Source organism: Bradyrhizobium sp. LVM 105, from assembly GCF_003957705.1.
In the GTDB taxonomy this organism is placed as follows: domain Bacteria; phylum Pseudomonadota; class Alphaproteobacteria; order Rhizobiales; family Xanthobacteraceae; genus Bradyrhizobium; species Bradyrhizobium frederickii.
In genome coordinates this window covers 181,136-201,491 of record NZ_QZMV01000007.1, presented here as the reverse complement: position 1 = coordinate 201,491, position 20,356 = coordinate 181,136, and the positions used below count along the sequence as shown (strand labels likewise).

Sequence of the window (20,356 nt, the reverse complement as noted above, 5' to 3'; positions counted from 1 at the left end):
CTGGCTACGCCGACTGCGGAGGCGCCGCATCGTCCATGAATTTGCGCAAGCTGAGCGGGCGCATGTCGGTCCACACCTGTTCGATGTGGTCGAGACATTCCTTCTTGCTGCCGGACTTGCCCACCGCCTTCCAGCCGGCCGGAATCTCTTTGAACGTCGGCCAGATGGAATATTGCTCTTCGTGATTGACGACGACGGTGAAGGTGACGTCGTCTCTGTCGAACACCATCATGGCGCGATCCCCTCTTCGGAAAGCGAAAGCAGAGACGTTTGACTAGGTCAGAAGGAGACGAGGGTCAAAGCAATATCGACGCGCCTTTTTGTAAGACCTCAAAACTGGCGACGGGCGGATATAATGCAACCTCCGCGCTTGCGCGCCAATACGCGGGAGAATATTGGGATTTCAGGAGGCGTCGCAGATTGCTGCAATTCTAACTGCGCAAGGCGGAACTTTTCCGAGCTACATGAGCGCCGGCTTTGTTGCGGGCGGCGTTCATTATGCCGTCATCGACGGCACTGAAAGGCTCATGCCAAGGCAATGCCGCCGCGGACAACCGCGGCGGCATGACTCCGGCTTCTGGGAAAGCCGCCTAAAAGTTGAAGGTGGTAGACACCAGATAGGTCCGCGGCGCGCCGAGCGTGATGACGCCGCTATAAGCCGAAGCCCAATAGGCCTTATTGGTGACGTTCTCGACGGCGGCGCGGACTACGATCGGTTTGCCGTTCCATGGCGAGGCGAAGGTATACCGGGCGCCGAGATCGACGCGTGTCCACTCAGGTATCGTGAGCGTGTTTGTTACGTTGACGTATTGCGAAGCGGTGTAGATGACTCTTCCGGTGAACGTCAGTCCATGAACAAACGGAGTATCCCACTCGGCTCCGATATTGGCGGTGACCGCGGGAACTCCGATCGCTTTTTTGCCGTCGTTAGTGCCGTTCTCTGTCCTTTCCTGCACACCATCGATAAAGGCAACGCCGCCGAGCAGCCTGATGTCTGGCGTGATCTCACCGAACACATTGATCTCCGCACCACGGTTGCGCTGCCTGCCACTGAGTTCCCGGGTAGGGAAAGGCAGGCCCGGCACTGTGATGATGCTGGGTTGTGTGATGTCGAACAGACTCAGTGTCGTGGTGAATCGGCCGGCATCGAACTTCACTCCGGTCTCGACCTGAGTGGTCTTGCTGGGCGGAAACACGGCGCCAGCGTTTTGGAATAGGCCAGTAACGACCACCGGTGTCTGGAGCCCCTCGATATAGTTTGCGTAGAGCGAGATATTCTCAACCGGCTTGACGACAACCGCATAAGCCGGGGTCCATAAAGTCGTCTCTTGATAGGGCCTGCTCGGATTTGCCGCCGTCGGGATGAAATTTGTCACCCTGCTCCCAGCGGTTTGTTGACGAACACCGACGGTCACCTGAAGGCGTTTGTCAAACATCGACAGGGTATCGGAAACACCGACGCTTTCGATGTTCACGTTGGTATTTAGTCTCAGTGTCGGTACATTTAAGTTCGGACGAGCGACGTTTGTCGGTGGAGTGTAAAGATTCCAGGCAATTAATCCTGCCGAACTCAGAACGCTCTGATCATAGGTTCGATCATTGATCGAATAGTTCGCGTTTAGAGCATGATTGACCGGACCGGTATCGACCACCGCCCGGACGCCCGCTTCTCCTGCAAAGGTCTCGAACGTCTCATGCCCAAGCCCCGGACGCCCCACCAAAGCGCCGGCGGCGCTGGTAATATTGGGCGAAGGATAGGTATAATCGATCTTGCTGTCGTGATAACCAAAAGCGGCATATGCAGTTATCCAGTCAGTAACATCCACTTCGCCTCTTACGGTCGTGAAGAAGTCCTTCGGCTTATAGTAAGCCCAAGGCACCTGGAAATTCGTCCCTGCCTTTGGCGGCGAAGGAATGGAGGTGAGGCCTGGGCCAATCCCGAAGAAGCGTAGTGGAGGAGTCAAATTATCGGCTTGATAACCGACATCGACTGCCACGCGTGCTCTCTCGCCCCGGTAGTCGAGTCCGATCACTGCATTGCCGAATTCATCCGTCTGGCGGTCCCACGGGGTACTTCCGTTCGAATAAGTGCTATTGACCCGAACGCCCCACTCCTTGTGCTCGCCGTAGCGACGGCTGACGTCCATATTGGCGCCAAACTGCGATCTCGATACGTAGGTGCCCGTAATCTGCGTAATGTCGATGTCGGCAGCATGCTTGGTGATGAGATTGATACTGCCGCCAACTGCACCGCCGCTCGCAACGCCGGTGCCCCCCGTCGTCATCCCATTGAGCACGGCGCTCGGGCCTTTCAGAACTTCGACGCGTTCGACGAAATTCGCGCCGCTAGAGTAGTAGGGAGCGATTCCATAGAGGCCGTTCAGCCCATAGTCGCCGCTGTCATAGTAAAAGCCGCGTATGAACACACTGTCGGCGCCACCACCTGCCGCCTGGACGACACGAACCGAGGGATCATTCGCCAAGACATCGCGGATCGTTCTCGCTTGTTGGTTCTGAATCAACTCAGCCGTATAGCTCGTCTGGTTGAACGGCGTGTTCATCACACCGCGATTGCCGAGCAGACCGAGACTCCCGCCGGTTGCGACCTGGCCGCCTGCGTAGGCGGGCGGCACCGTACCGACCGTCCCGGTCGAGGGCACCACATAGGGAACGGGTGCAGCCTGGCGCGGAGCTGCCGCTGCGACGGATCTTTGTCCTCGGGAGGCGCGCGTCGACTGTGATCTCTGGACCGGCTGACGAACTCTCGGCTTGGGAGCATCCACGGTCACGGGCGGCAGATTGGACTGCGCAACCGCATGCTGAAGGTCACCCGAAGATTCCATCGACAGCGCGAGATAACTCACCGCGCCCAACGATAGCGTACGCACGATTTTCCTGGCCGAAAGTTCACGCGTCATTCCTGCGCCCCAATTCCACTTGCAAGCACGTCCCCGTCGCTTCCTAACATACGACGGCGCTGCGAGAAGGAATTGGGACCTAGAAATCATCTAAGGTTGCACGACAAACCGTCGTGGTCGGAGAGCGATTTCCTGTTTCGAATCTCACCGCACAAATTCGAATGCCTCTAGATTTAAATCGTTCTAATCGTCGATCCAACGTGTGACATGCAGGCGGTACGCTGTCACTCCGTCCGGAATTCTCGATTTAGCCAAGCAGGTTGCGTATAGTGCGTATGAATATTCTTGCACCAACTTCTATCAACTGATCCGGAAAGTCGTAGTTCGGCTCATGCAACCCGGGATGCTCTTTGCCGGCTCCCAGGAAAAACATCGCCGACTTCGAACGGGAGCCAAAACGTCCGAAGTCCTCGGAGCCACGCAGTGGAAGGCCCTTCGCCGAATGTCGCACCCCCTCTGCGTCCAGCGCGCTTCTAAGATGGGCAACAGCATCGACGTCGTTTGCGCAATGATTGAAGACGTCGCGATAAGCGATTTCCGTGCTCAGCCCCTCACCGGCCGTCACGCGTCGAACCAAGTCTTCCGCCTCCAGGCGGAGCCGTTCCATCATCACGTCGGTGCATGTTCTCAGTGTCACCCACAACTCGCCGAAGCCCGGCGCGATACCGAACGCAGGCTCCCCAAGTCTTGCGTGGGTGACCGTCAGCATCGAGAAGTCGTCGTCCAGCTCCGTACCGTGCCCAAGCGCGGGAATCTCCAACAAAAGCCTGGCGAGCGCGTCTTTCGGGGAGATACCGAGCTCCGGATTCGACGCGTGCGTGGTTCGTCCCGATAATCTGATCCGCATTCCTTGCGAGGCGCAATTCACCAAGCCCTCGGCAAGGGAGACCTGTCCAAAACCGAGCCCAGGAAGGTTATGCAGCGCGAAGACAAAGTCGGGCCGCACCTGCTCAAACTTCGCGTCAGCCAGAACGGCGGCCGCACCGGACCCGTCCTCCTCGGCCGGCTGAAACAGGAGCGCTACGCGACCTCGGCTTGGACGTTGCTGGCTCAGATTTTGCGCTACGGCCGCCAGAATGGCCATATGACCATCATGACCGCAGAGATGGGCTTTTCCTGGTACCAGTGATCGATGCTTGAGTTCTGATTTTTCCTGGATCGGCAGTGCATCCAGTTCGGCCCGAAGCATGACCGTCGGGCCAGACTCACGTCCATCATAGATTCCAAACACGCCGTGACCACCGAGGCCCGAAACGATCCTGTCGGCACCCGCCGCCTGAAGACGGGCCCGCACGGCTTCCGCGGTTTTTGCCTCTTGCCCCGACAGTTCCGGCACGGCGTGAAGATGGCGTCGCCATGCCACCAATTCATTCAGATCGTTCTCGGTCAGGAACATTGGGCTTCTTTCTCACTCATGACCGGCGGCGAAACACCTGTTGTGGTCGCTGCACTGCTCTCCGATTCGATTTCATGATCGAGCGGGGACCGGCCGCCTGATGTCCGCTTCGGGTCAATAGCGGTCTACGCCACGACAGCTCAGAAGGTCAGCTACGTGCCAAGAGCAGAAGTCAGATCATTCTGACAAACTCGTTACTCTCAACTCTCTGGGACTACTGTTGAAGAAGTAGTCGCCGAGCGATCTTGAGCGCAGCGCGGCTGTCCTACAGCCCAAAGCCTCGGCCAATCTCCCGCACAAGCTTGAGCGCGGCGTCGGTATTTCGGCCGTAAAAGAGCGCCTGATCGACCTGCGAAAGAATGGTCAGCCCAAACAGCGCGATTGCGATGCCTCTAAACATGGTTGTGGACCGGGTTGAACGATGCAGCGAAAGTTCAAAAACGGCCCCAGCCGCAGGTTGGGAGAAACAGCCGGGGCCGACATTCCCATTCCATGTGCCGCAATCAGCGGTAATCGGCACGCTGCCAGCAAGCCAGAAGAAAGCTAATGAAGTGTTTCGAAGGACCCGACTTCGGATGAAAGTGCTTTGGACACCCGGGCTTCGCAGGGCGGCCGGAGCCCGCCGGTACCTAATCCGGACATGAAAGCGCGGCGGCGTCATGCCGAGCGCCAAGGTAGACATCGAACTGAAATTCGGTGCCTTGGCTTTACCCCCGACCTCGCCTAGCATCGTCAAAGGCGTCTCACTGGGATCAAACAAATGCCGTTCCCTGCTGTGCTGCATAGCCGTTACCTGCTTCACTGGAGTCCTCGTTTTCCATTCCTCTGAAGCGAATGCCGTCTTTTGGCGCGGCATCACCGCGCCAACGAACATCGACATTCATGGATGGCCGATCATCAAAGAGCCCCCGCCCAGCTCATGCCAGTGGATCCGCGTGAGCGGTGGCTACTGGGTCCGACAGTGCGTTTATTAGACGTTGCCGAGCTGGGGCGTCACGCAGGATCAGTGAGGCGAAACGTTTTCGCAGCACAGACTCGGTAGCGCAAGCGACGAATGAGGCTCGTTCGTTGTGAGCAGGATGAAACGATCGGAAATGATAGAACGTCGAAAGCTTGAGCGCATTGAAGTTGACGAGGTCGCCTACATCTTCGGCGACGGTGCGAGCTTACGCTGCCGCGTGATCAACATGTCGGATCAAGGCGCAGCAATTGAACTTCCGTCGAGGTCTTACGTGAACCCCACGTTCAAGCTGATGCTCGACAAGGATCGCAGCGTTCGAAGTTGCCGACTGGTCTGGTCGAGCGACAATCTTATCGGGGTGAAGTTCGAATTCTAGTAGGGCTGGCTTCAGCTCGACCTGCCTTTCCAAGACTGTGGGAAAAGTTAGGAACCCGGGCCTCAACTAAGCAGCCTGACAACAGGTTGTTCGGCTACGCGTCCAGTCTGTCCGAGATGGCATTTTGATGCTGCGCAAAGCTCCGTCGGGCCAGCCTGACCGAGGCAAGAAAGAAGTGGCCGGAGATGAAGAGCTTCGCTGGCACGGAGGGGGACCACCTGATGCAATTAAACTCAGGACTTGTCGTGCGCGTACTTCTCCAAAAGCAGCCGATTATATTCATCTCTCACGGCTCTTCGTGAAACATGCCTTTTTCGGTCTTTGGCAATCTTCAGAAGATCAGGATCTGTCGGTGCCCGTGATTTCCGCCTAAATCTCGCAAAGATTCGGGTAGAAGGCGCCGACATCCTTCCAAACAGCCGGTCGAACCATCCCATTGTGTCCTCCCGGACAGACCGCGCTAAAAGACTACCACCATGAATTTGGGGGTCAAAGGGACAGTACTACTGCATCTTTTTGAGAAGGTTGCCGCCACACGGCCGGCGCGATGCAGTTCGAATGTCGGTAAGGGCCGCAATAGAGTTTTCGAAGACCTTGTGCCGGTTGGCCATCTAGGCCGGCACAGGTATAAGTTTCTTTTCTGGCATTGCCGTTCTGACTTTTCACCCTGGCATTTTTCGGAAGCTGTCATGGCAGCGCGTGAACATTGGCAGATGGATGGCAGCGCCCCTGAGGCCTATGAGCGCTATCTCGTCCCCGCCATCACGTCGATTTGGGCCAAGGATCTGCTAGACCGTACCAGACCGACAAAGGGTGAAAGCGTACTCGATGTCGCCTGCGGAACCGGCGTCGTGGCGCGGCTGTTGGATGAGCGGGGGCACGTCGGGAGGTTGGTTGGCATAGACCTCAACACGGCGATGTTGACTGTGGCTCGGACGAAATCGACCAAGGTCGAGTGGATCGAAGGGAGTGCGCTGAACTTGCCATTCGAGGCGCATAGTTTCGATGTCGTGCTCTGCCAACTCGGACTGCAATTCTTCCCTGATCGACCGCTGGCTCTCAGAGAGATGGCCCGGGTTCTCAAGCCGCGAGGTCGCGTCGGGCTCAGCGTTTACAGCGCCATCGAGCAAACGCCAGTCGCGCACGCTTTCGTGCAGGCACTCGACAGTTTTCTCGGAGCTCAGTCCTCACGGACGAAGCGCTCCGAGCATCTTTCCTGCGCTGCCGAGGACCTCGGCGACTGGGTGCGGCAGGCTGGCTTTGATGATGTCAATGTTGCGACCGTATCCAAGCAAATTAGCTTTCCCTCGGCGCTGGATTACGTCCGCTTCCAACTCACGGCGACCCCGATGGCTGCACTCTTGAAGGACCACGATGGTCCCGGGCGTGAACGCAAGATTGCCGCCATCGCACACGACGCCGCTACTCGCCTCGATCCCGCTATGCTGGCAAACGGCCGGCTCACATTCCCGCAGCAATCTTTCGTAGTGACGGCTCGCTCCACTGAGGTCGGCTGGGGGTCAATAGCGCCGGTTTCGGGTACCATGTGACCGACATCCTCGACCAGATGGAGCCGGGCAAACGCCACGTGCCGCGCCGCGACTGATCGGTCGATGACCGGGTAAACCTTCATGCCGGATTCTAACGGGATACAGGAGGCCCTGATACTGAAGCTGCAACAGCGCTGCCCCTGGAATAAGAAGCGCTTTCCTCAGCGGCCGCCCTCAACTGCTTGGGCCGGAGAGCCAACACCCGTCCAAATGCGCGCGCGCCAGACGGTCGCTGCGCGGGCGTGAGGTGCATTTTCGTCCATCCTGACGGCTTGCAGTTATCGTCCCAGGAGAGCCGTGAGCTCTCGAGGCGGCTTGATGCTCCAGAACGAATATGCCGCCAGTTCTTTCGAATGCTCGGCGAACATATCGACCCGTCTGCTTGTAAACTCCGTGATGACGCCGAAAAATTCAGTTGGTGACCTGATCGTCGCAAGTCTCAGGCCGAATTCAAAAGCAAATTGCGCGTTGGCCCCGGCTATCTCAAGAAGCTTCGTTTGATACGCCTGCATGTCTGCCGTCGCTGGAGCAAAGCCTTTCGTTGGATCGCTATCCGTCATTCTCTGACTGAGGTCGTCTACTAAGGCATCGGCCCGACGCTCAATGACAGAAACCTCGTGTTTAGGATCATCATGAGGCTCAGGAGGCGGTTCGATCGAGTCTGCCCCAGCAGAGTGAAGTAAATTCTCTTTCGGGCTTCTAACAATGGCCTGCTTGTTCCGTTGGGCCCGCGCTGCCATTTTCGGATTGCGGGCGCGTTTTGGCGCTGCCGCTGGTTTGCGTTTGCTCATCTGACGCTCCAAGAAAATGGGGGTGCGACCACAACGGTCATTCCTGAAAGGACAACAGGCTTGGTGACGTGGGGTTCCAAGTCCGTGCTGTTGGTCCCGCATGAACTGAGATCAATCGCACGTTCTACGATGTCGACCATGATTTTAGGTAGCAACTCCAACCAACAAACGCTTAACTGGGCGACCCTCCTTGAATGCTTTAGCCGCCGCCGCGCCCGCGCTGGCGGATAGAAACCGGCTTCGGCGACGCCAAATTGATCCGGAAACTCGGCGATGTGCTCGAGGACGACGTGAGCGCCGTGTGAAGCCAGACTACCCACCGAGCGGATGTTCGAGGAAGAAGCGCAGCATTTCCCTGGTCGCATCCGGCCCTTGCGGATCAGTGTAGGATCCGGCGGGGCTGCCGCCTGACCACGCGTGTCCGGCGCCATTGATGTTCCAGTGTTCGGAAATCGCCCGACCGGCCCCGTCGATCAGGACGGTGCGAGTATAGGCATGGCCGTGGGGAACGCGTCCGCGAAGCACCTTCGTCGTCGGGCTTGTTGCCCTGGCAGACTGCTCGATAATCTGATCGCCATTCTTTGGATTCACCGTTGTGTCGCGATCGCCATGGAAAACGATGGTCGGCACAGAAGTGTCCGCAATTGCCTTGGAGCCGCCCCCCTGCCGCATGGCGACGAACGCGGAGGGAAGATCGCTCGCGGCTCCGCACGCAAGGCCCGAATGAATACCGACGGCCGCATACAGGTCGCTATACGTTGCGCCCATGATGGCGGCGGCGGCCCCGCCGGCCGACAGCCCCGCGACGTATACGCGCTTCGGATCGATCACATGGTCCCGCATGATCTGGCGGGTAATGCCGGCGATTATCGAGGGCTCGCCCCCGCCGCGGCGCTGGTCGCTCGTGCGAAACCAGTTCCAGCACTTCGACTGGTTGGCTCCGCTCGGCTGCTCAGGATAGGCCACGAAGCAATTCTGCTCTTCCGCCAGGAAGTTCATCCGGGTGCCGGCCGCGAAATCGTCCGGCGACTGGGTGCAGCCGTGAAGCATGACGATCAGGGGAAGCCGTTGTCCCTGATAGCGGCTTGGGATGAACAGCTTATAGGTCCGGCTTCCCGCGGCGTTACTGAACTTACCGGCGATAAACCGCGTGCCCTCGGGCACGATGTCCGATGGGGACAGAGGAGCGCGTGCGATCGGACTTCGCAGGCGGAGCCCGGAAACATCCCGCATGCCGTCGAGCAGCAAGGAGCGTCTGCGTCCCTGACCAGAGCGGGCCGGCGCAATCTGCGGAGCTCTCCGCTCCTCGACAATGTCGGCGGTGGCGTCGATGGTAAGCGGATCGAGCCGCGGGAGCTGATCCTGAGGGGCGCTGCGGGACTCCGATCTTGGAGCGCTGCCGCCCTGGAGCATGCGCTGCAACAGCGCGGTGGCTTCGACCAGTTGGCCGGCACGCGTGAGGCGGGTTGCTTCGCGAACTATGTCTTGATTCAGCATCATTCACCTCATTCTCTCGGCGAGAGCGGCCTTGACCGCGGGAGTGGCGTGAAGCGCCCCCAGCACCGAGACCGACGCGATTGTGGCGCGAGCCAACTCCGGGGTGACGTCCTGGGCGATGGTGGCCAAGCCCAAAACATTGATCTGCAGCATCTCGCCGGCGCGCCGCGCCGCTTCGAGATCCTCGCGAGTGTAGTTGCGGAGCCCGAGGTCCAGGTTCTTCCGGGCCGTGGACTGTCTGACCACCTCTATGTGTCGCTCGAGCTGGTTGCGGATTGCTGTCCGGATGAAATCAGTCCGGTTCGAATAGAACCCTTCCTGCACCATGAGATCGACATGACCGAGGTCGACATAGCCAAGGTTGATCGTGATCTTTTCTGTGTCGGGGACCTTGGGTCGCAGTTCGTGAACGTTAGCGGGCATAGCGGAACATCCATTCACCATCCGACTGGATGATGTCTGGATGTTATCTGGATGCTCGCGGGCACCTTTCAAGGGGAGCCATTCAAATGATCCTGGACGAGCATCTCGCGTGGGTGGGCCGTCTCACGTCGAGAGCGGTCGCCGCCTCGTGAAGGCCAGACAAATTCCTGGCGAAACTAGCTCCACGCGGCGTTGCGGGACGTCTCTGGCTTCTTCTTGCGGCTAGGAGGCTTTCGAATGGGGTCCGCTTGTCCTCTTTATGTCCTTCTCGGAAGTCGCCGGTATAGGCGGTTATTCTCACGTGAATGAAGCCTCCATGGCAGGGCTCCCTGGACGCGGCCAACAATTTCAAATTAGGACAGCGGTGCGCCTTTGGTCGGATACACGGCCTAACCTTTCCCATGCAGGCGGGTATGTTCGGCGGGCGCGACAGGGCCTTTGTTATTCGCGGTGAACTAACAAAGGAGATCACCGCTTGGCATATCAGAGTGCACGATGAGGTGCACACCGCCGCGGGTGATGACTAAGATGCAGGTCCGATCCTTAGTGGACCGTGTTTCTCTGCCGACAGCGCCGAGTCCTCGCGTGCGTGCCGATTGCAGCACTGACACTTCGCGAAACATCTCGCGGTGCACTTACGGAACAACATTACATCTGGGAAATCGCGGAACGAATCGACTTATCAGTCTTTCTCTGACCTCGGGAGGTGCCCATGACTTCTCAGGCCATAGAAGGCGCATGTGCGTTCGCTTGGCGGAACTACTTGCTGCTCAATAGTGGCATCAGTGAAGACGATAACAGGCGTTCCGCCCTCTTTCGCTACATCACCAATCTTCGCGATACCGGCGAATATGATTTCGACCTCTTGCAAATAGCAGCGGTCGCTTACCTGAAAAAGCTGGACGAACTGCATGACGATCGACGCGCTAGACTCGCGGCAGATCAGGCTTTGGCCGAACGGTCAGCATCACGTGGTGCACAACCTGGCACCTAGCTTTGGGGTTAATCACCGGAGAAGGAGCAAGCCATGGCAGACAACACCACTAACTCAGACCGTCTCGCACGCGACGCCCAAAAGCGCACAACCGCAGCGACAGAAATCGGTATGATTGCCTTGAAGCCAATTATGCACTTTCAGGTCTCAATGCTGAGAATGTGGGCCGACAGCATCGAAAGGTTTGCGGGCAATTACGAAAAGGGGTTCGAAGAAACCGCCACCGCAGTCGAGAAGCAGTCCGACAAGGATCGCGCCGCATAGATCAACGCAATCGTTCGGTGGAGTCGGAGTTAGGTCAAAGGCTGCCCCTGGGAGCTCGCATCACCGTGGTCGGCTCACCTACCGGAAGCGACGACCCGGCGCTCTGAGCCATGGTCGGGCCGTGAAGCTGCGTTGCTGAAGGACGCGCGGCCGCTCCGCGAGTTGTCGCGTCACACCAGGCTTGACTTGCCCCGGCTCAGCACCTCGCCCGCGCCCTTGTCGCCGACGATCTTGCCCTGCTCGTACACCACCCGCCCCCGCGCGATCGTCGTGACGGGCCAGCCGGTAACGTCAAAACCCTCCCACGGCGTATAGTCCGCCCCGTGGTGCAGGTCGGCTTGTTGAATCTTCTTGGTCAGCTTCGGATCCCACAGCACGACATCCGCGTCAAAGCCGACGCCGATCGAGCCCTTGCGTGGATAGAGGCCGTAGATTCGCGCATGGTTGGTCGCGGTCAGCTCGACGAATTTTTGCAGGCTGATACGTCCTTTCGAGACGCCCTCCGAGAACAGGATCGGCAGCCGCGTCTCGACGCCGGGGATGCCGTTCGGCACCCAGCGGAACGAAGTGCGTGCATTCGGCGTCAGCTTGCCCTTGGGATCGTCATAGCGGAACGGGCAATGATCGGATGAGAAAGTCTGGAACACGCCCGTCGTGATGCCCTCCCAGATCGCCTGCTGGCTCTCGGCATCGCGCGGCGGCGGCGAGCAGACATATTTCGCGCCCGTGATGTCCATGTTGAGGCCCTTCATGTCATCGGCCGTCAGCGTGATGTATTGCGGACAGGTCTCCGCATGAACCGGCAGTCCGCGCTGCTGCGCCCAGCGCACCTGCTCCATCGCCTCGCGCCCGGAGACGTGGACGATCATGATGGGAACGCCGATCACCTCGGCATGGCTGATGGCGCGGTGCGTCGCCTCGCGCTCGACCGCCTGCGGTCGCGAGGTGCCGTGATAATAGGGCGCGATGTGGCCTTCGCGCTCCAGTCTGTTGGTAAGGAAGCGGATCGCGTCGTAGCCCTCGCAATGGACCATGACCAGCGCCTCCTCGCGGCGCGCCACCTCGAACACCTCGAGCAGCTGCTTGTCGCTGAGCACGAGGTCGTCATAGGTCATGAACACCTTGAACGAGGTGTAGCCGTCCTTGACCAGGGCCGGCAGTTCCTGCCCGAGCACGACCGCGGTCGGGTCGGAGATGATGAGATGAAACGCCGTGTCGATGTAGCACTCGCCCTCGGCGAGCTTGCGGTAGCTCTCGACGCAGGTGCGGAGCGAAGTCCCCTTCTCCTGGAGCGCGAAGGGTAGCACCATGGTGTTACCGCCAGCGGCGGCCGCGCGCGTTGCCGAGGCAAAATCGTCGGCCATCACCACATCGGGGCCCGAGGGTTGCGAGATGTGAACGTGGCTGTCGATCCCGCCCGGCAGCGCGAGCAGGCCGGTCGCGTCGATCTCGCGGGCCGCGCCCTCGATGCGATCGGCAATGCCGACGATACGGCCGTCGCGAATGCCGATATCGGCGCGAAACTCGTCGCTGGCGGTCACGATGGTGCCGCCGCGAATGGCGAGATCGAGCTGTGTCACAGGAGTCTCCATCACTTGATGACCGCTGATGTCTTGAATATTCGGCCCCACCCTGCAAGAGCCCTGATGTCGCCGCCGGCAAGCTCAAGGGTCCGCCACAGCGTTACCGCGACCGAGTCGAGCACGGCGATGTCCAGCTCCCGCTCCAGCGTGGCCGCCAGCGCCGCGCCGTCGAGATTGGTGCAAAGGATGACGATCGCGTCGGCCCCCTCCGCCGCCACGGCGCGGATCATGCCGGCGATCGTCGCAGGCGCGACCTCGCCGAAGGAAAAATTGTCGCGCAGGCCGAGATGCCGCTCGGCATGCGGGGGGATGCCCTCCTCCGCCCAGACATCGCCGATCCGCCGCTGCACATCATCCGTATAGGGCGAGACGAGACCAACGCGCCTGGCGCCAAGTGCGCGGCCGGCCTCGATGCAGGCGAGCGTCGAGGTCGTCGCGGGCACGCCAGTGCGTTCCGTAATCGCCTCGCAAAGGCTCCTGTCCCTGCCGATGCCAAGCCAGCTCGCGGAGGTGCCGTTCCAGGCGATGGCATCGACCTTGGCGTCCGCCAGTAGATCCGCCGCGGGCAGCATAACCGAGGCGTCGAACTGACTCAACGCGGCCGCGTCGAGTGCAATCTCCGTCACGCGGAAGCGCGAAAAATGCGCAGTAACGTCCGGAGCGCCGGCCAGCATGGCGCTGGTGACGGGCTCGAGCACCGAATTGGAGGACGGCGTGATCATGCCGAGACGCTTGCGCATGCCGAGATCTTACGACGCCTGCGCCAGGCGCGTCGACTCCTCGCGGATCAGCGACAGGATGCGGCGCTTGGCGTCGTTGAACTCGGGGCTGGTGATATCGCGCGGGCGCGGCAGGTCGAAGTTCACAGCCTCGCGAATCCGGCCCGGACGCTTCGTCATCACCACGATCTTGTTGCCGAGCACCAGCGCCTCGTCGACGCTGTGGGTGACAAAGACGATAGTGCAGCGACGCTTCTGCCAGATCGCCACCAGCTCTTCCTGCATCTCCAGCTTGGTCTGGGCGTCCAGCGCCGCGAACGGCTCGTCCATCAGGATGACGCTCGGGTTCATCAGCAGGGCGCGCGCGATGCCGACACGCTGGTTCATGCCGCCGGACATCTCGGACGGATGATGATGCTCGAAACCGCGGAGGCCGACGAGATCGATGAACTCCATCGCACGGTGGTGCCGTTCGGCCTTGGCGACGCCCTTGAGCTTGAGATGGAAGGCGATGTTGTCGATCGCCGTCAGCCACGGCATCAGGGTCGGCTGCTGGAATACCACGCCGCGGTCCGAGCCGGGTTGCTCCACTTGCTTGCCGCCGACCAGTGTCCGCCCTGACGTTGCCTGCTCGAAGCCGGCGATGATGTTCAGGAGGGTCGACTTGCCGCAGCCGGACGGGCCAAGCAGGCAGACGAAATCATTGGTTTCGATGTCGAGATTGATGTTGTCCAGCGTCAGCAGGTCGCGGCCGCGCCGCTTGTCGGAGAACACCTTGACGATGTTGCGAAGCTCGATTGCCGCCATCAGCCAGCCCTGCCCTGCACCGTGGTCGTCTGCTGCCAGCGCAGCGTGCGCGCCATGATCGCCTTGAGGCCGAGGTCGGAGAGATAGCCGAGCAGCCCGATCGAGATCATGGCAGCCAACACGATGTCGTAGCGCAGGAAGTAATAGGAATCCCACAAGACGTAGCCGAGGCCGCTCTTCACCGCGACCATCTCCGCGGTGACCGTCAGCATCCAGGCCGACCCGACCGCGATGCGTAGCCCTGCGAAGATCGAAGGCAGCGCGGCCGGCAGCACGATGTCGGTCAGCATCTGCCGTCCGTTGGCGCCCATCATCGCGCCTGCGCGGACCAGATTATGGTCCACGGTCTTCACCCCGTGAATGCTGTTCATCAGCACCGGAAAGAAGGCGCCGAGAAAGACCAGGAAGATCGCCGGCTTGTCGGCAATACCGAACCAGATGATGGCGAGCGGAATCCAGGACACCGGCGGAATCGGACGCAGCATCTGCAGCGTCGGCTCAAGCGTCTTCTCGAACAGGCGCGACCAGCCGATCGCGACCCCGGCGAGGATTCCGAGCAGGCTTGCCAGCGCAAAGCCGCCGAAGACGCGAAGAGCGCTGGCGAGCGCGTCGCGCAGCCAGTGGCCGGAATAGGTCTGCGTGGTCTCGTCGAAGCCGAACACCCAGTCGCCGAGCGCATGCAGCACCGCACTCGGCGCCGGCAACAGCGCGGGCGGAAGAATGCCGCTCCGGGCAAACGCCTCCCAGCCCGCAATCAGCAGCGCGGGGACGACCAGGCGCTCGAGCCCCTGGAACGCCCGCGTCAGCCGGAACGCTGGCCTCGCCGGCGAGACGTCAGTAACCGAGGTCATTCTTGGCCTTTCCCGTGGCCTTTTCCAGAAACGAATAGTCCATGTTCTTCTCCGCTTCCGCGGCGACGTCCTTCGAGATGTATTTGAGATCACGCATCATCGCTGCGATCGCGAGCGTCTGCGAGCGATGGATCGCGGGATCTGGCGATGCATTCTTCAGCGCTTCGGTCGCCACGTTCTTGTCGAGGCCGGTGAGCTTGTTGATGACCTCGATCCACGGCGCCTTGTCGGCGATCAGCTTGTTGTCGAGCTCGACCACGGCGGTGACGACGCCCTGCACGCCGGCGCGCTGGCTCGCGATCACGTCCGAGCGTGTCACGATCAGATTGGTCAGATTGCCGGCAGCCTGGTCGTAGGGCAGCACAAAATGCTTGCCGGCACCGGCAAGACGGATCTGCGAGGCGAACGGCTCGACCGAGCAGATCATGTCGACCTCGCCGCGCTGCAAGGCGGCGAGATGATCGGACGGGTTGGGGATGTTGATGAACTGGATGTCCTTGTTGGGATCGACGCCCTGCTTCAGGAACGCGCCGCGCATGTGGATGTCCTGCGCGTTGCCACGGGACGCCGCGACCTTCAGCGGCTGGCTGTCGTTTTTCGCCTTGGCGACCGTCGCTTTGAACGTGGCCCAATCGTCGGGCGGAAGATTCAGCTTCGCCGAGGAGAGGCATTCCGAGCCGCCATTGATCTGGCCGGACACGGCGACGACATCAAAACCTTTGTCGAGCGCAGTGATGTAGTGGAGGTAAGTGACCTGCGCGACATCGATGCTCTTCGAGATCAGCGCCGTCAGCACGTCATTGCCCGAGTTGAACCCGGTGGCCTCGACCTCGACGCCCTTCGCAATGCCCGGAATCAGCGACATCGGCAGGCAGTGCGCGCATTTGGCATAGCCGAGCTTGATCTTCGGGGCTTGCGCGATGGCGAAATCGCCTCCGCCGAACATCGCCGCCATCACCACGAGGCCCAGTCGCAAACTCGTCCGCATCGCTTACTCCGTTTTGAAGGCGCGAGATCCCGCGCGTCTTGCTGAGATCATCGGTCGGCCTTCGCCGCAGCGCAATCCGGTTTTTGCATGCTGCATACAATTTGCGCGGTATGCCATTGTTTTCAGCGAGATGCGTCGATATTTTGAGCAAGTCAAAGGGCCAAAAACGGCTAGGATGAACTGAAGCAACGAGGCGCGCGTGCAGCAGAAGTCGGAAACCCCGAAGGGCCGAAAGTCGCCCAAACTCAAAAGGATGGGCCTGCACGAGCGCGCCGCCGCGCGGATGCGGACGATGATCATTCGCGGCGAGCTGCCGCCGGGATCGCAGACCCAGGAGACAAAGCTGTCGAAGGAGCTTGGCGTATCGCGCACGCCGCTGCGCGAGGCGATGAAGGTGCTCGCCGCCGAAGGATTGATCGAGCTCCGCCCCAACCGCAGTCCGCGCATCGCCGACATCGCGATCGAGGGCATCTCGGAATTGTTCGAGGCCCTCGCCGGCATCGAGCGGCTGGCCGCGGAGCTTGCAGCGGAGCGCGCCACCGAGCGCGACCTCGCACGCCTGCGCACGCTTCAGACCCGCATGGAGGACCATCACCGCAACGGCAAGCTCGACGAGTATTTTGCCATCAATGGCGAGATCCACAACGCCATCGTCCGCATGGCCCGCAATACGCCGCTGCGCGAGGCGCACGAGACGCTGATCTCCCGCGCCGAACGCGCGCGTTACCTCGCGCTCGGCGCCGACCGGCGCTGGAGCAATTCGGTCGACGAGCACGCCGGCATCCTCGCCGCCCTCGAGGCGCGCGACAGCGAGGCCGCGGGACGCCTGCTCGGCGCCCATGTCCGCCAGACCGGCACCGCGCTGCTCGAGACGCTCGCCCTCTCGAAGCCCAAGCTGACCGCGGCATGACCATGAAGCTGCTGCTGCTCAACCCGAACACCAGCACCGCCGTCACCCAGTTGATGACGGAAGTCGGCCAACGCGCCGCCGCGTCCGGCACCGAGCTGGTCCCCTGCACCGCCTCGCGCGGCGTGCCCTATATCTCCACGCGCACCGAAGCGCAGATCGGTGGCGCCATCGCGCTGGAGATGCTGGCCGAGCAGCACGGGAAGGTCGATGCGGCGATCATCGCAGCCTTCGGCGATCCCGGCCTGTTCGCCGCGCGCGAGACGTTCGATATTCCCATGGTCGGCATGGCCGAGGCGGCCATGCTGACCGCCTGCATGGCCGGACGCCGCTTCGCCATCGTCACCTTCGCCCAGGCGCTTGGGCCCTGGTACGAAGAATGCGTCCGCGACCACGGGCTGCGCGAGCGCTGCGCCGGCATCCGGATGCTCGATACGCCATTCAAGGCGATCTCCGATGTCGGCACCGAGAAGGAGGATCTGCTCGTTGAGCTCGCCCAACGTGCCGTCATCGAGGACGGGGCCGATGTCCTGATCTTTGCGGGCGCACCGCTTTCGGGGCTGGCCGAGCGCGTCGCCGACAGGATCCCTGTCCCCGTCGTCGATCAGGTCGTCGCCGCCGTGAAACAGGCCGAAGCGCTGGTGGCACTACGGCTGCGCAAGGCAAAAGCGGGCACGTTCCGACGGCCCGCCGCCAAGCCCACCATTGGTCTTGCCGACGCGCTCGCCGCCCGGCTCGAGCATCGCGATTGCTGATCAGAGAGGCGGCCGGCGATGCGAAAAACCCAGTTCGTTCTCGATCATACGGCCGAAGGCAAACAAGCGGGATTCGCTTCCCGGCGGCGCGATGATCTGGATACCGAACGGCAGCTCATTGACGTTGCGGCGCGCCGGCAAGGTCAGGACCGGAAAACCGACCAGCGACACGATGAAGGTGACGGCGAGATAGTCGATCGGCGTTTCCAACTGCATGCCGTCGATGGACATGACGTCACTGATCTCGTTCGGCCAAGGGAAGACGGAAGCGGCCGGCGCGACCAGGAAATCGGCACGGCCGAACAATGCGCGAAAGCTGCGATAGATGGCCGTGCGGCGGCGCTCTGCGTGGAGATAGTCATCCGCGGACAGGTTTGCGCCGGCCTCGATATTCCAGATCACCGTCGGCGTGAGCTCGGCACGCCGGGTCCTCAGCAACTCGCCATAGCTGCTCGCGATATGCGCGGCGCGCAAAGTGCGAAAGGTCTCGATCGCCCCGCCGCAATCGGGCGAGGCCTCCGCCACATCGACAACCCGCGCGAGCGCCTTGCAAGCTTCGCCGAAGCGCGCACGAACATCGGGCGCAACCGGCGCGACACCGAAATCGGGCGTGACTGCGATCCGCGGACGGCCGGCAAGCGGCCGATCATCACTGACGACGCCAGCAGAGAGCGGATCGCAAGCATCAGGTCCCGCACAGACCGACAACGCCAGTTCGAGATCGTCGACGCCGCGGGCGAGAAAGCCATGGCTGGCCAGCATGTCCCAGCCGAGCGGCCGGCCCGGCGAGGGGATGCGGCCGGGCGTCGGCCGGATCGAAGCGACATCGCAAAAGCTCGCGGGCGTGCGCACCGAGCCGCCGAAATCGGTGCCATGGGCCAGCGGCACCATGCCGGCCGCGACCGCGACGGCAGAGCCGCCGGACGATCCACCGGAGGTGAGCGCGGGATCGAACGGATTGCGCGTCGGCCCGCACAATTTATTGGTGCAGACCGCACCGAAGCCGAATTCCGGCGTGTTGGTCTTGCCCAGAATGATCGCGCCGGCGCGCCGCAGCCGCGCCACCACGAGATCGTCCTCGGCCGGGACGTGGTCGCGAAACAGCACCGATCCGTAAGTTGTCGCAAGCCCCGCGGTGTCGGTGAGGTCCTTGATCGCTACAGGCACGCCATGCAGCGGCCCGATCAACGCGGGTGCGGCATCGCAGATTTGCGCGGCGCGGCGAGCGCCCTCGGCATCCACGGTCACGAACGCCGCCAATTGCGGATCGTGTTCCTCGATCCGCCCGAGATGCGCCTCGACCGCCTCACACGAGGACAGGTCGCCCTTCGCAATGGCGCGCGCAAGGTTTGCAGCGGTGAGGTCGCAGATCGATGGCTTGGGTGTCATCGCACCACCATGCCAAACCTCGCATCGAAAGGCGAGCGCGGCGGGCACGAGACTTGCTTTCTCCTCCGGGGCAACGGGAGGCAACACCATGGTTGAAGCGCAAGGCGGACGTTCGCTCGTCGTCGACGCCGTCACCCACCGGTACCCGAGTGGCGCGCTCGCAGTCGAGAACATCAATCTCGACATCAAGGGTGGCGAGATCATCGCGCTGCTTGGACCCTCCGGCTGCGGCAAGACAACGCTCTTGCGCATCATCGCCGGCTTCATCGCGCAAAGCCAGGGACGTATCATCATCGGCGACGACATCGTCGATGCGCTGCCGCCGAACAGGCGCGCAGTCGGCATCGTGTTCCAGAACTACGCGCTGTTTCCGCACCTGTCGATCAGCGAGAACGTCGGATACGGCCTCGCCGCCCGCGGCATCGACAAGGCGACGCGCCAGCGCGAGGCGCAGCGCCTGCTCGAGCTGGTGCAATTGCCGGCGATGGCCGAGCGGCTGCCGCGCCAGCTCTCCGGCGGCCAGCAGCAGCGCGTCGCGCTCGCCCGCGCGCTCGCGATCAAGCCCTCGATCCTGCTGCTCGACGAGCCCTTTGCGGCGCTGGACAAGAATCTGCGGCTCGACATGCAGATCGAAATCAAGCGGCTGCAACGCGTCTCCGGCATCACCACGCTGATCGTGACCCACGACCAGGAGGAGGCGCTGTCGATGGCCGACCGCGTCGCCGTGCTCAGCCACGGCAAGCTCGAGCAATTCGGGACGCCGTCCGACATCTATGACCGACCGCAGACGCTGTTCGTGAACACCTTCGTCGGCTCGACCAACCGCATGCCCGGTGTCGTGGTCTCGGCCGATCGCACCGCTGCAAAGGTGCGGCTCGATGCCGGCGCCGAGATTATCGCACGGCCGGCGGCGGCCAGCCTCGCGGAGGGCGGCCGCGTCACCGTCTGCATCCGGCCCGAGCATCTGCAATTCGTCGCCGACGAGACCGGCTTTGCCGGCGTCGTCGGCATGTCGCTGCCACTGGGGGCCACCGTCGTGCACGAGATCACGACCGCCGACGGCTCCGGCGTCAAGATTTCCCAGGCGCGCATCGGTGCAACGCACGCACTGGAGAGCGGCGCTGCGGTGCGCCTCGCCCCGCTCGCCCCATCGCTCGCCAACGCCTTTCCCGCAACGCTTTAGATCC

General features: G+C 61.6%; 21 protein-coding genes. 8 read left to right on the top strand and 13 right to left on the bottom strand.

Annotated features, from left to right (window positions below):
* Window positions 1-4 precede the first annotated feature (4 nt).
* The 4 genes from D6B98_RS21355 to D6B98_RS21340 all read right to left on the bottom strand — a co-directional run bounded on the left by D6B98_RS21355 (window position 5) and on the right by D6B98_RS21340 (window position 5,194).
* Window positions 5-232, bottom strand: coding sequence for an MbtH family protein (locus D6B98_RS21355; RefSeq protein ID WP_126258894.1), 228 nt, complete (start codon window positions 230-232; stop codon window positions 5-7).
* 358 nt (window positions 233-590) lie between these two features.
* Window positions 591-2,918, bottom strand: coding sequence for a TonB-dependent receptor (locus D6B98_RS21350; protein ID WP_126258893.1), 2,328 nt, complete (start codon window positions 2,916-2,918; stop codon window positions 591-593).
* Between the two features lie 247 nt (window positions 2,919-3,165).
* Window positions 3,166-4,314, bottom strand: a complete 1,149-nt coding sequence (locus D6B98_RS21345; protein ID WP_126258892.1) for an amidohydrolase — start codon at window positions 4,312-4,314, stop codon at window positions 3,166-3,168.
* 265 nt (window positions 4,315-4,579) lie between these two features.
* Window positions 4,580-5,194 (bottom strand): hypothetical protein, encoded by a 615-nt coding sequence (locus D6B98_RS21340; protein ID WP_164718742.1) that lies wholly within the window; start codon window positions 5,192-5,194, stop codon window positions 4,580-4,582.
* 199 nt (window positions 5,195-5,393) lie between these two features.
* On the opposite strand from D6B98_RS21340, the gene D6B98_RS21330 reads away from it, so the two are divergent.
* The 3 genes from D6B98_RS21330 to D6B98_RS21320 all read left to right on the top strand — a co-directional run bounded on the left by D6B98_RS21330 (window position 5,394) and on the right by D6B98_RS21320 (window position 7,201).
* Window positions 5,394-5,651: a PilZ domain-containing protein gene (locus tag D6B98_RS21330; RefSeq protein WP_245481430.1), complete on the top strand. Its 258-nt coding sequence runs from the start codon at window positions 5,394-5,396 to the stop codon at window positions 5,649-5,651.
* Window positions 5,652-5,778: 127 nt separating this feature from the next.
* Entirely contained in the window at window positions 5,779-6,024 is a 246-nt protein-coding gene (locus D6B98_RS21325) for a hypothetical protein (RefSeq protein ID WP_126258889.1), read from the top strand.
* A gap of 316 nt (window positions 6,025-6,340) precedes the next feature.
* A complete protein-coding gene (locus tag D6B98_RS21320) occupies window positions 6,341-7,201 on the top strand; it encodes a class I SAM-dependent methyltransferase (protein ID WP_126258888.1) in 861 nt (286 codons plus the stop codon).
* Between the two features lie 278 nt (window positions 7,202-7,479).
* Here the strand turns inward: D6B98_RS21320 and D6B98_RS21315 are convergent, their stop codons facing one another.
* The 3 genes from D6B98_RS21315 to D6B98_RS21305 all read right to left on the bottom strand — a co-directional run bounded on the left by D6B98_RS21315 (window position 7,480) and on the right by D6B98_RS21305 (window position 9,912).
* On the bottom strand, window positions 7,480-7,992 hold the full coding sequence (locus D6B98_RS21315) for a Phasin protein (protein ID WP_164718761.1): 513 nt from the start codon (window positions 7,990-7,992) through the stop codon (window positions 7,480-7,482).
* Between the two features lie 312 nt (window positions 7,993-8,304).
* The gene (locus D6B98_RS21310; protein ID WP_126258886.1) at window positions 8,305-9,489 is read right to left on the bottom strand and encodes an extracellular catalytic domain type 1 short-chain-length polyhydroxyalkanoate depolymerase; all 1,185 of its coding nucleotides are present in this window, start codon (window positions 9,487-9,489) and stop codon (window positions 8,305-8,307) included.
* 3 nt (window positions 9,490-9,492) lie between these two features.
* A complete protein-coding gene (locus D6B98_RS21305) occupies window positions 9,493-9,912 on the bottom strand; it encodes a ribbon-helix-helix domain-containing protein (RefSeq protein WP_126258885.1) in 420 nt (139 codons plus the stop codon).
* 712 nt (window positions 9,913-10,624) lie between these two features.
* Between D6B98_RS21305 and D6B98_RS21300 the strand changes: the two genes are divergently transcribed.
* Together D6B98_RS21300 and D6B98_RS21295 are read left to right on the top strand one after the other, a co-directional pair.
* Window positions 10,625-10,906 carry a hypothetical protein gene (locus D6B98_RS21300; protein ID WP_126258884.1) on the top strand — a complete coding sequence of 94 codons (282 nt, stop codon included), beginning with the start codon at window positions 10,625-10,627 and terminating at the stop codon, window positions 10,904-10,906.
* A gap of 33 nt (window positions 10,907-10,939) precedes the next feature.
* Window positions 10,940-11,170: a hypothetical protein gene (locus tag D6B98_RS21295; protein ID WP_126258883.1), complete on the top strand. Its 231-nt coding sequence runs from the start codon at window positions 10,940-10,942 to the stop codon at window positions 11,168-11,170.
* A gap of 170 nt (window positions 11,171-11,340) precedes the next feature.
* Here the strand turns inward: D6B98_RS21295 and hydA are convergent, their stop codons facing one another.
* Genes hydA through D6B98_RS21270 form a run of 5 tightly spaced genes read right to left on the bottom strand, consistent with a single transcriptional unit; the run spans window position 11,341 to window position 16,118 of the window.
* Window positions 11,341-12,762 (bottom strand): dihydropyrimidinase, encoded by a 1,422-nt coding sequence (gene hydA, locus D6B98_RS21290; RefSeq protein ID WP_205680508.1) that lies wholly within the window; start codon window positions 12,760-12,762, stop codon window positions 11,341-11,343.
* Complete coding sequence (locus D6B98_RS21285) at window positions 12,762-13,493, bottom strand: maleate cis-trans isomerase family protein (protein WP_126258881.1); 732 nt, start codon at window positions 13,491-13,493, stop codon at window positions 12,762-12,764. The genes hydA and D6B98_RS21285 overlap by 1 nt, the downstream gene beginning before the upstream one ends.
* Before the next feature lie 9 nt (window positions 13,494-13,502).
* Window positions 13,503-14,279, bottom strand: coding sequence for an ABC transporter ATP-binding protein (locus D6B98_RS21280; protein ID WP_126258880.1), 777 nt, complete (start codon window positions 14,277-14,279; stop codon window positions 13,503-13,505).
* Window positions 14,279-15,130: an ABC transporter permease gene (locus D6B98_RS21275; RefSeq protein WP_126258879.1), complete on the bottom strand. Its 852-nt coding sequence runs from the start codon at window positions 15,128-15,130 to the stop codon at window positions 14,279-14,281. Before D6B98_RS21275 ends, D6B98_RS21280 begins: the two co-directional genes overlap by 1 nt.
* Window positions 15,114-16,118: an ABC transporter substrate-binding protein gene (locus D6B98_RS21270; protein WP_126258878.1), complete on the bottom strand. Its 1,005-nt coding sequence runs from the start codon at window positions 16,116-16,118 to the stop codon at window positions 15,114-15,116. Before D6B98_RS21270 ends, D6B98_RS21275 begins: the two co-directional genes overlap by 17 nt.
* 199 nt (window positions 16,119-16,317) lie before the next feature.
* Between D6B98_RS21270 and D6B98_RS21265 the strand changes: the two genes are divergently transcribed.
* Window positions 16,318-17,028: a GntR family transcriptional regulator gene (locus D6B98_RS21265; protein ID WP_126258877.1), complete on the top strand. Its 711-nt coding sequence runs from the start codon at window positions 16,318-16,320 to the stop codon at window positions 17,026-17,028.
* Between the two features lie 2 nt (window positions 17,029-17,030).
* Entirely contained in the window at window positions 17,031-17,780 is a 750-nt protein-coding gene (locus tag D6B98_RS21260; protein WP_164718774.1) for an aspartate/glutamate racemase family protein, read from the top strand.
* Here D6B98_RS21260 and D6B98_RS21255 read toward each other — a convergent pair whose 3' ends face one another.
* A complete protein-coding gene (locus D6B98_RS21255) occupies window positions 17,781-19,169 on the bottom strand; it encodes an amidase (RefSeq protein WP_126258875.1) in 1,389 nt (462 codons plus the stop codon). It lies immediately after the preceding gene.
* 88 nt (window positions 19,170-19,257) lie between these two features.
* Here D6B98_RS21255 and D6B98_RS21250 point away from each other — a divergent pair, with 88 nt between their 5' ends.
* Window positions 19,258-20,352: an ABC transporter ATP-binding protein gene (locus D6B98_RS21250; RefSeq protein ID WP_126258874.1), complete on the top strand. Its 1,095-nt coding sequence runs from the start codon at window positions 19,258-19,260 to the stop codon at window positions 20,350-20,352.
* The last annotated feature ends 4 nt before the right edge of the window (window positions 20,353-20,356 follow it).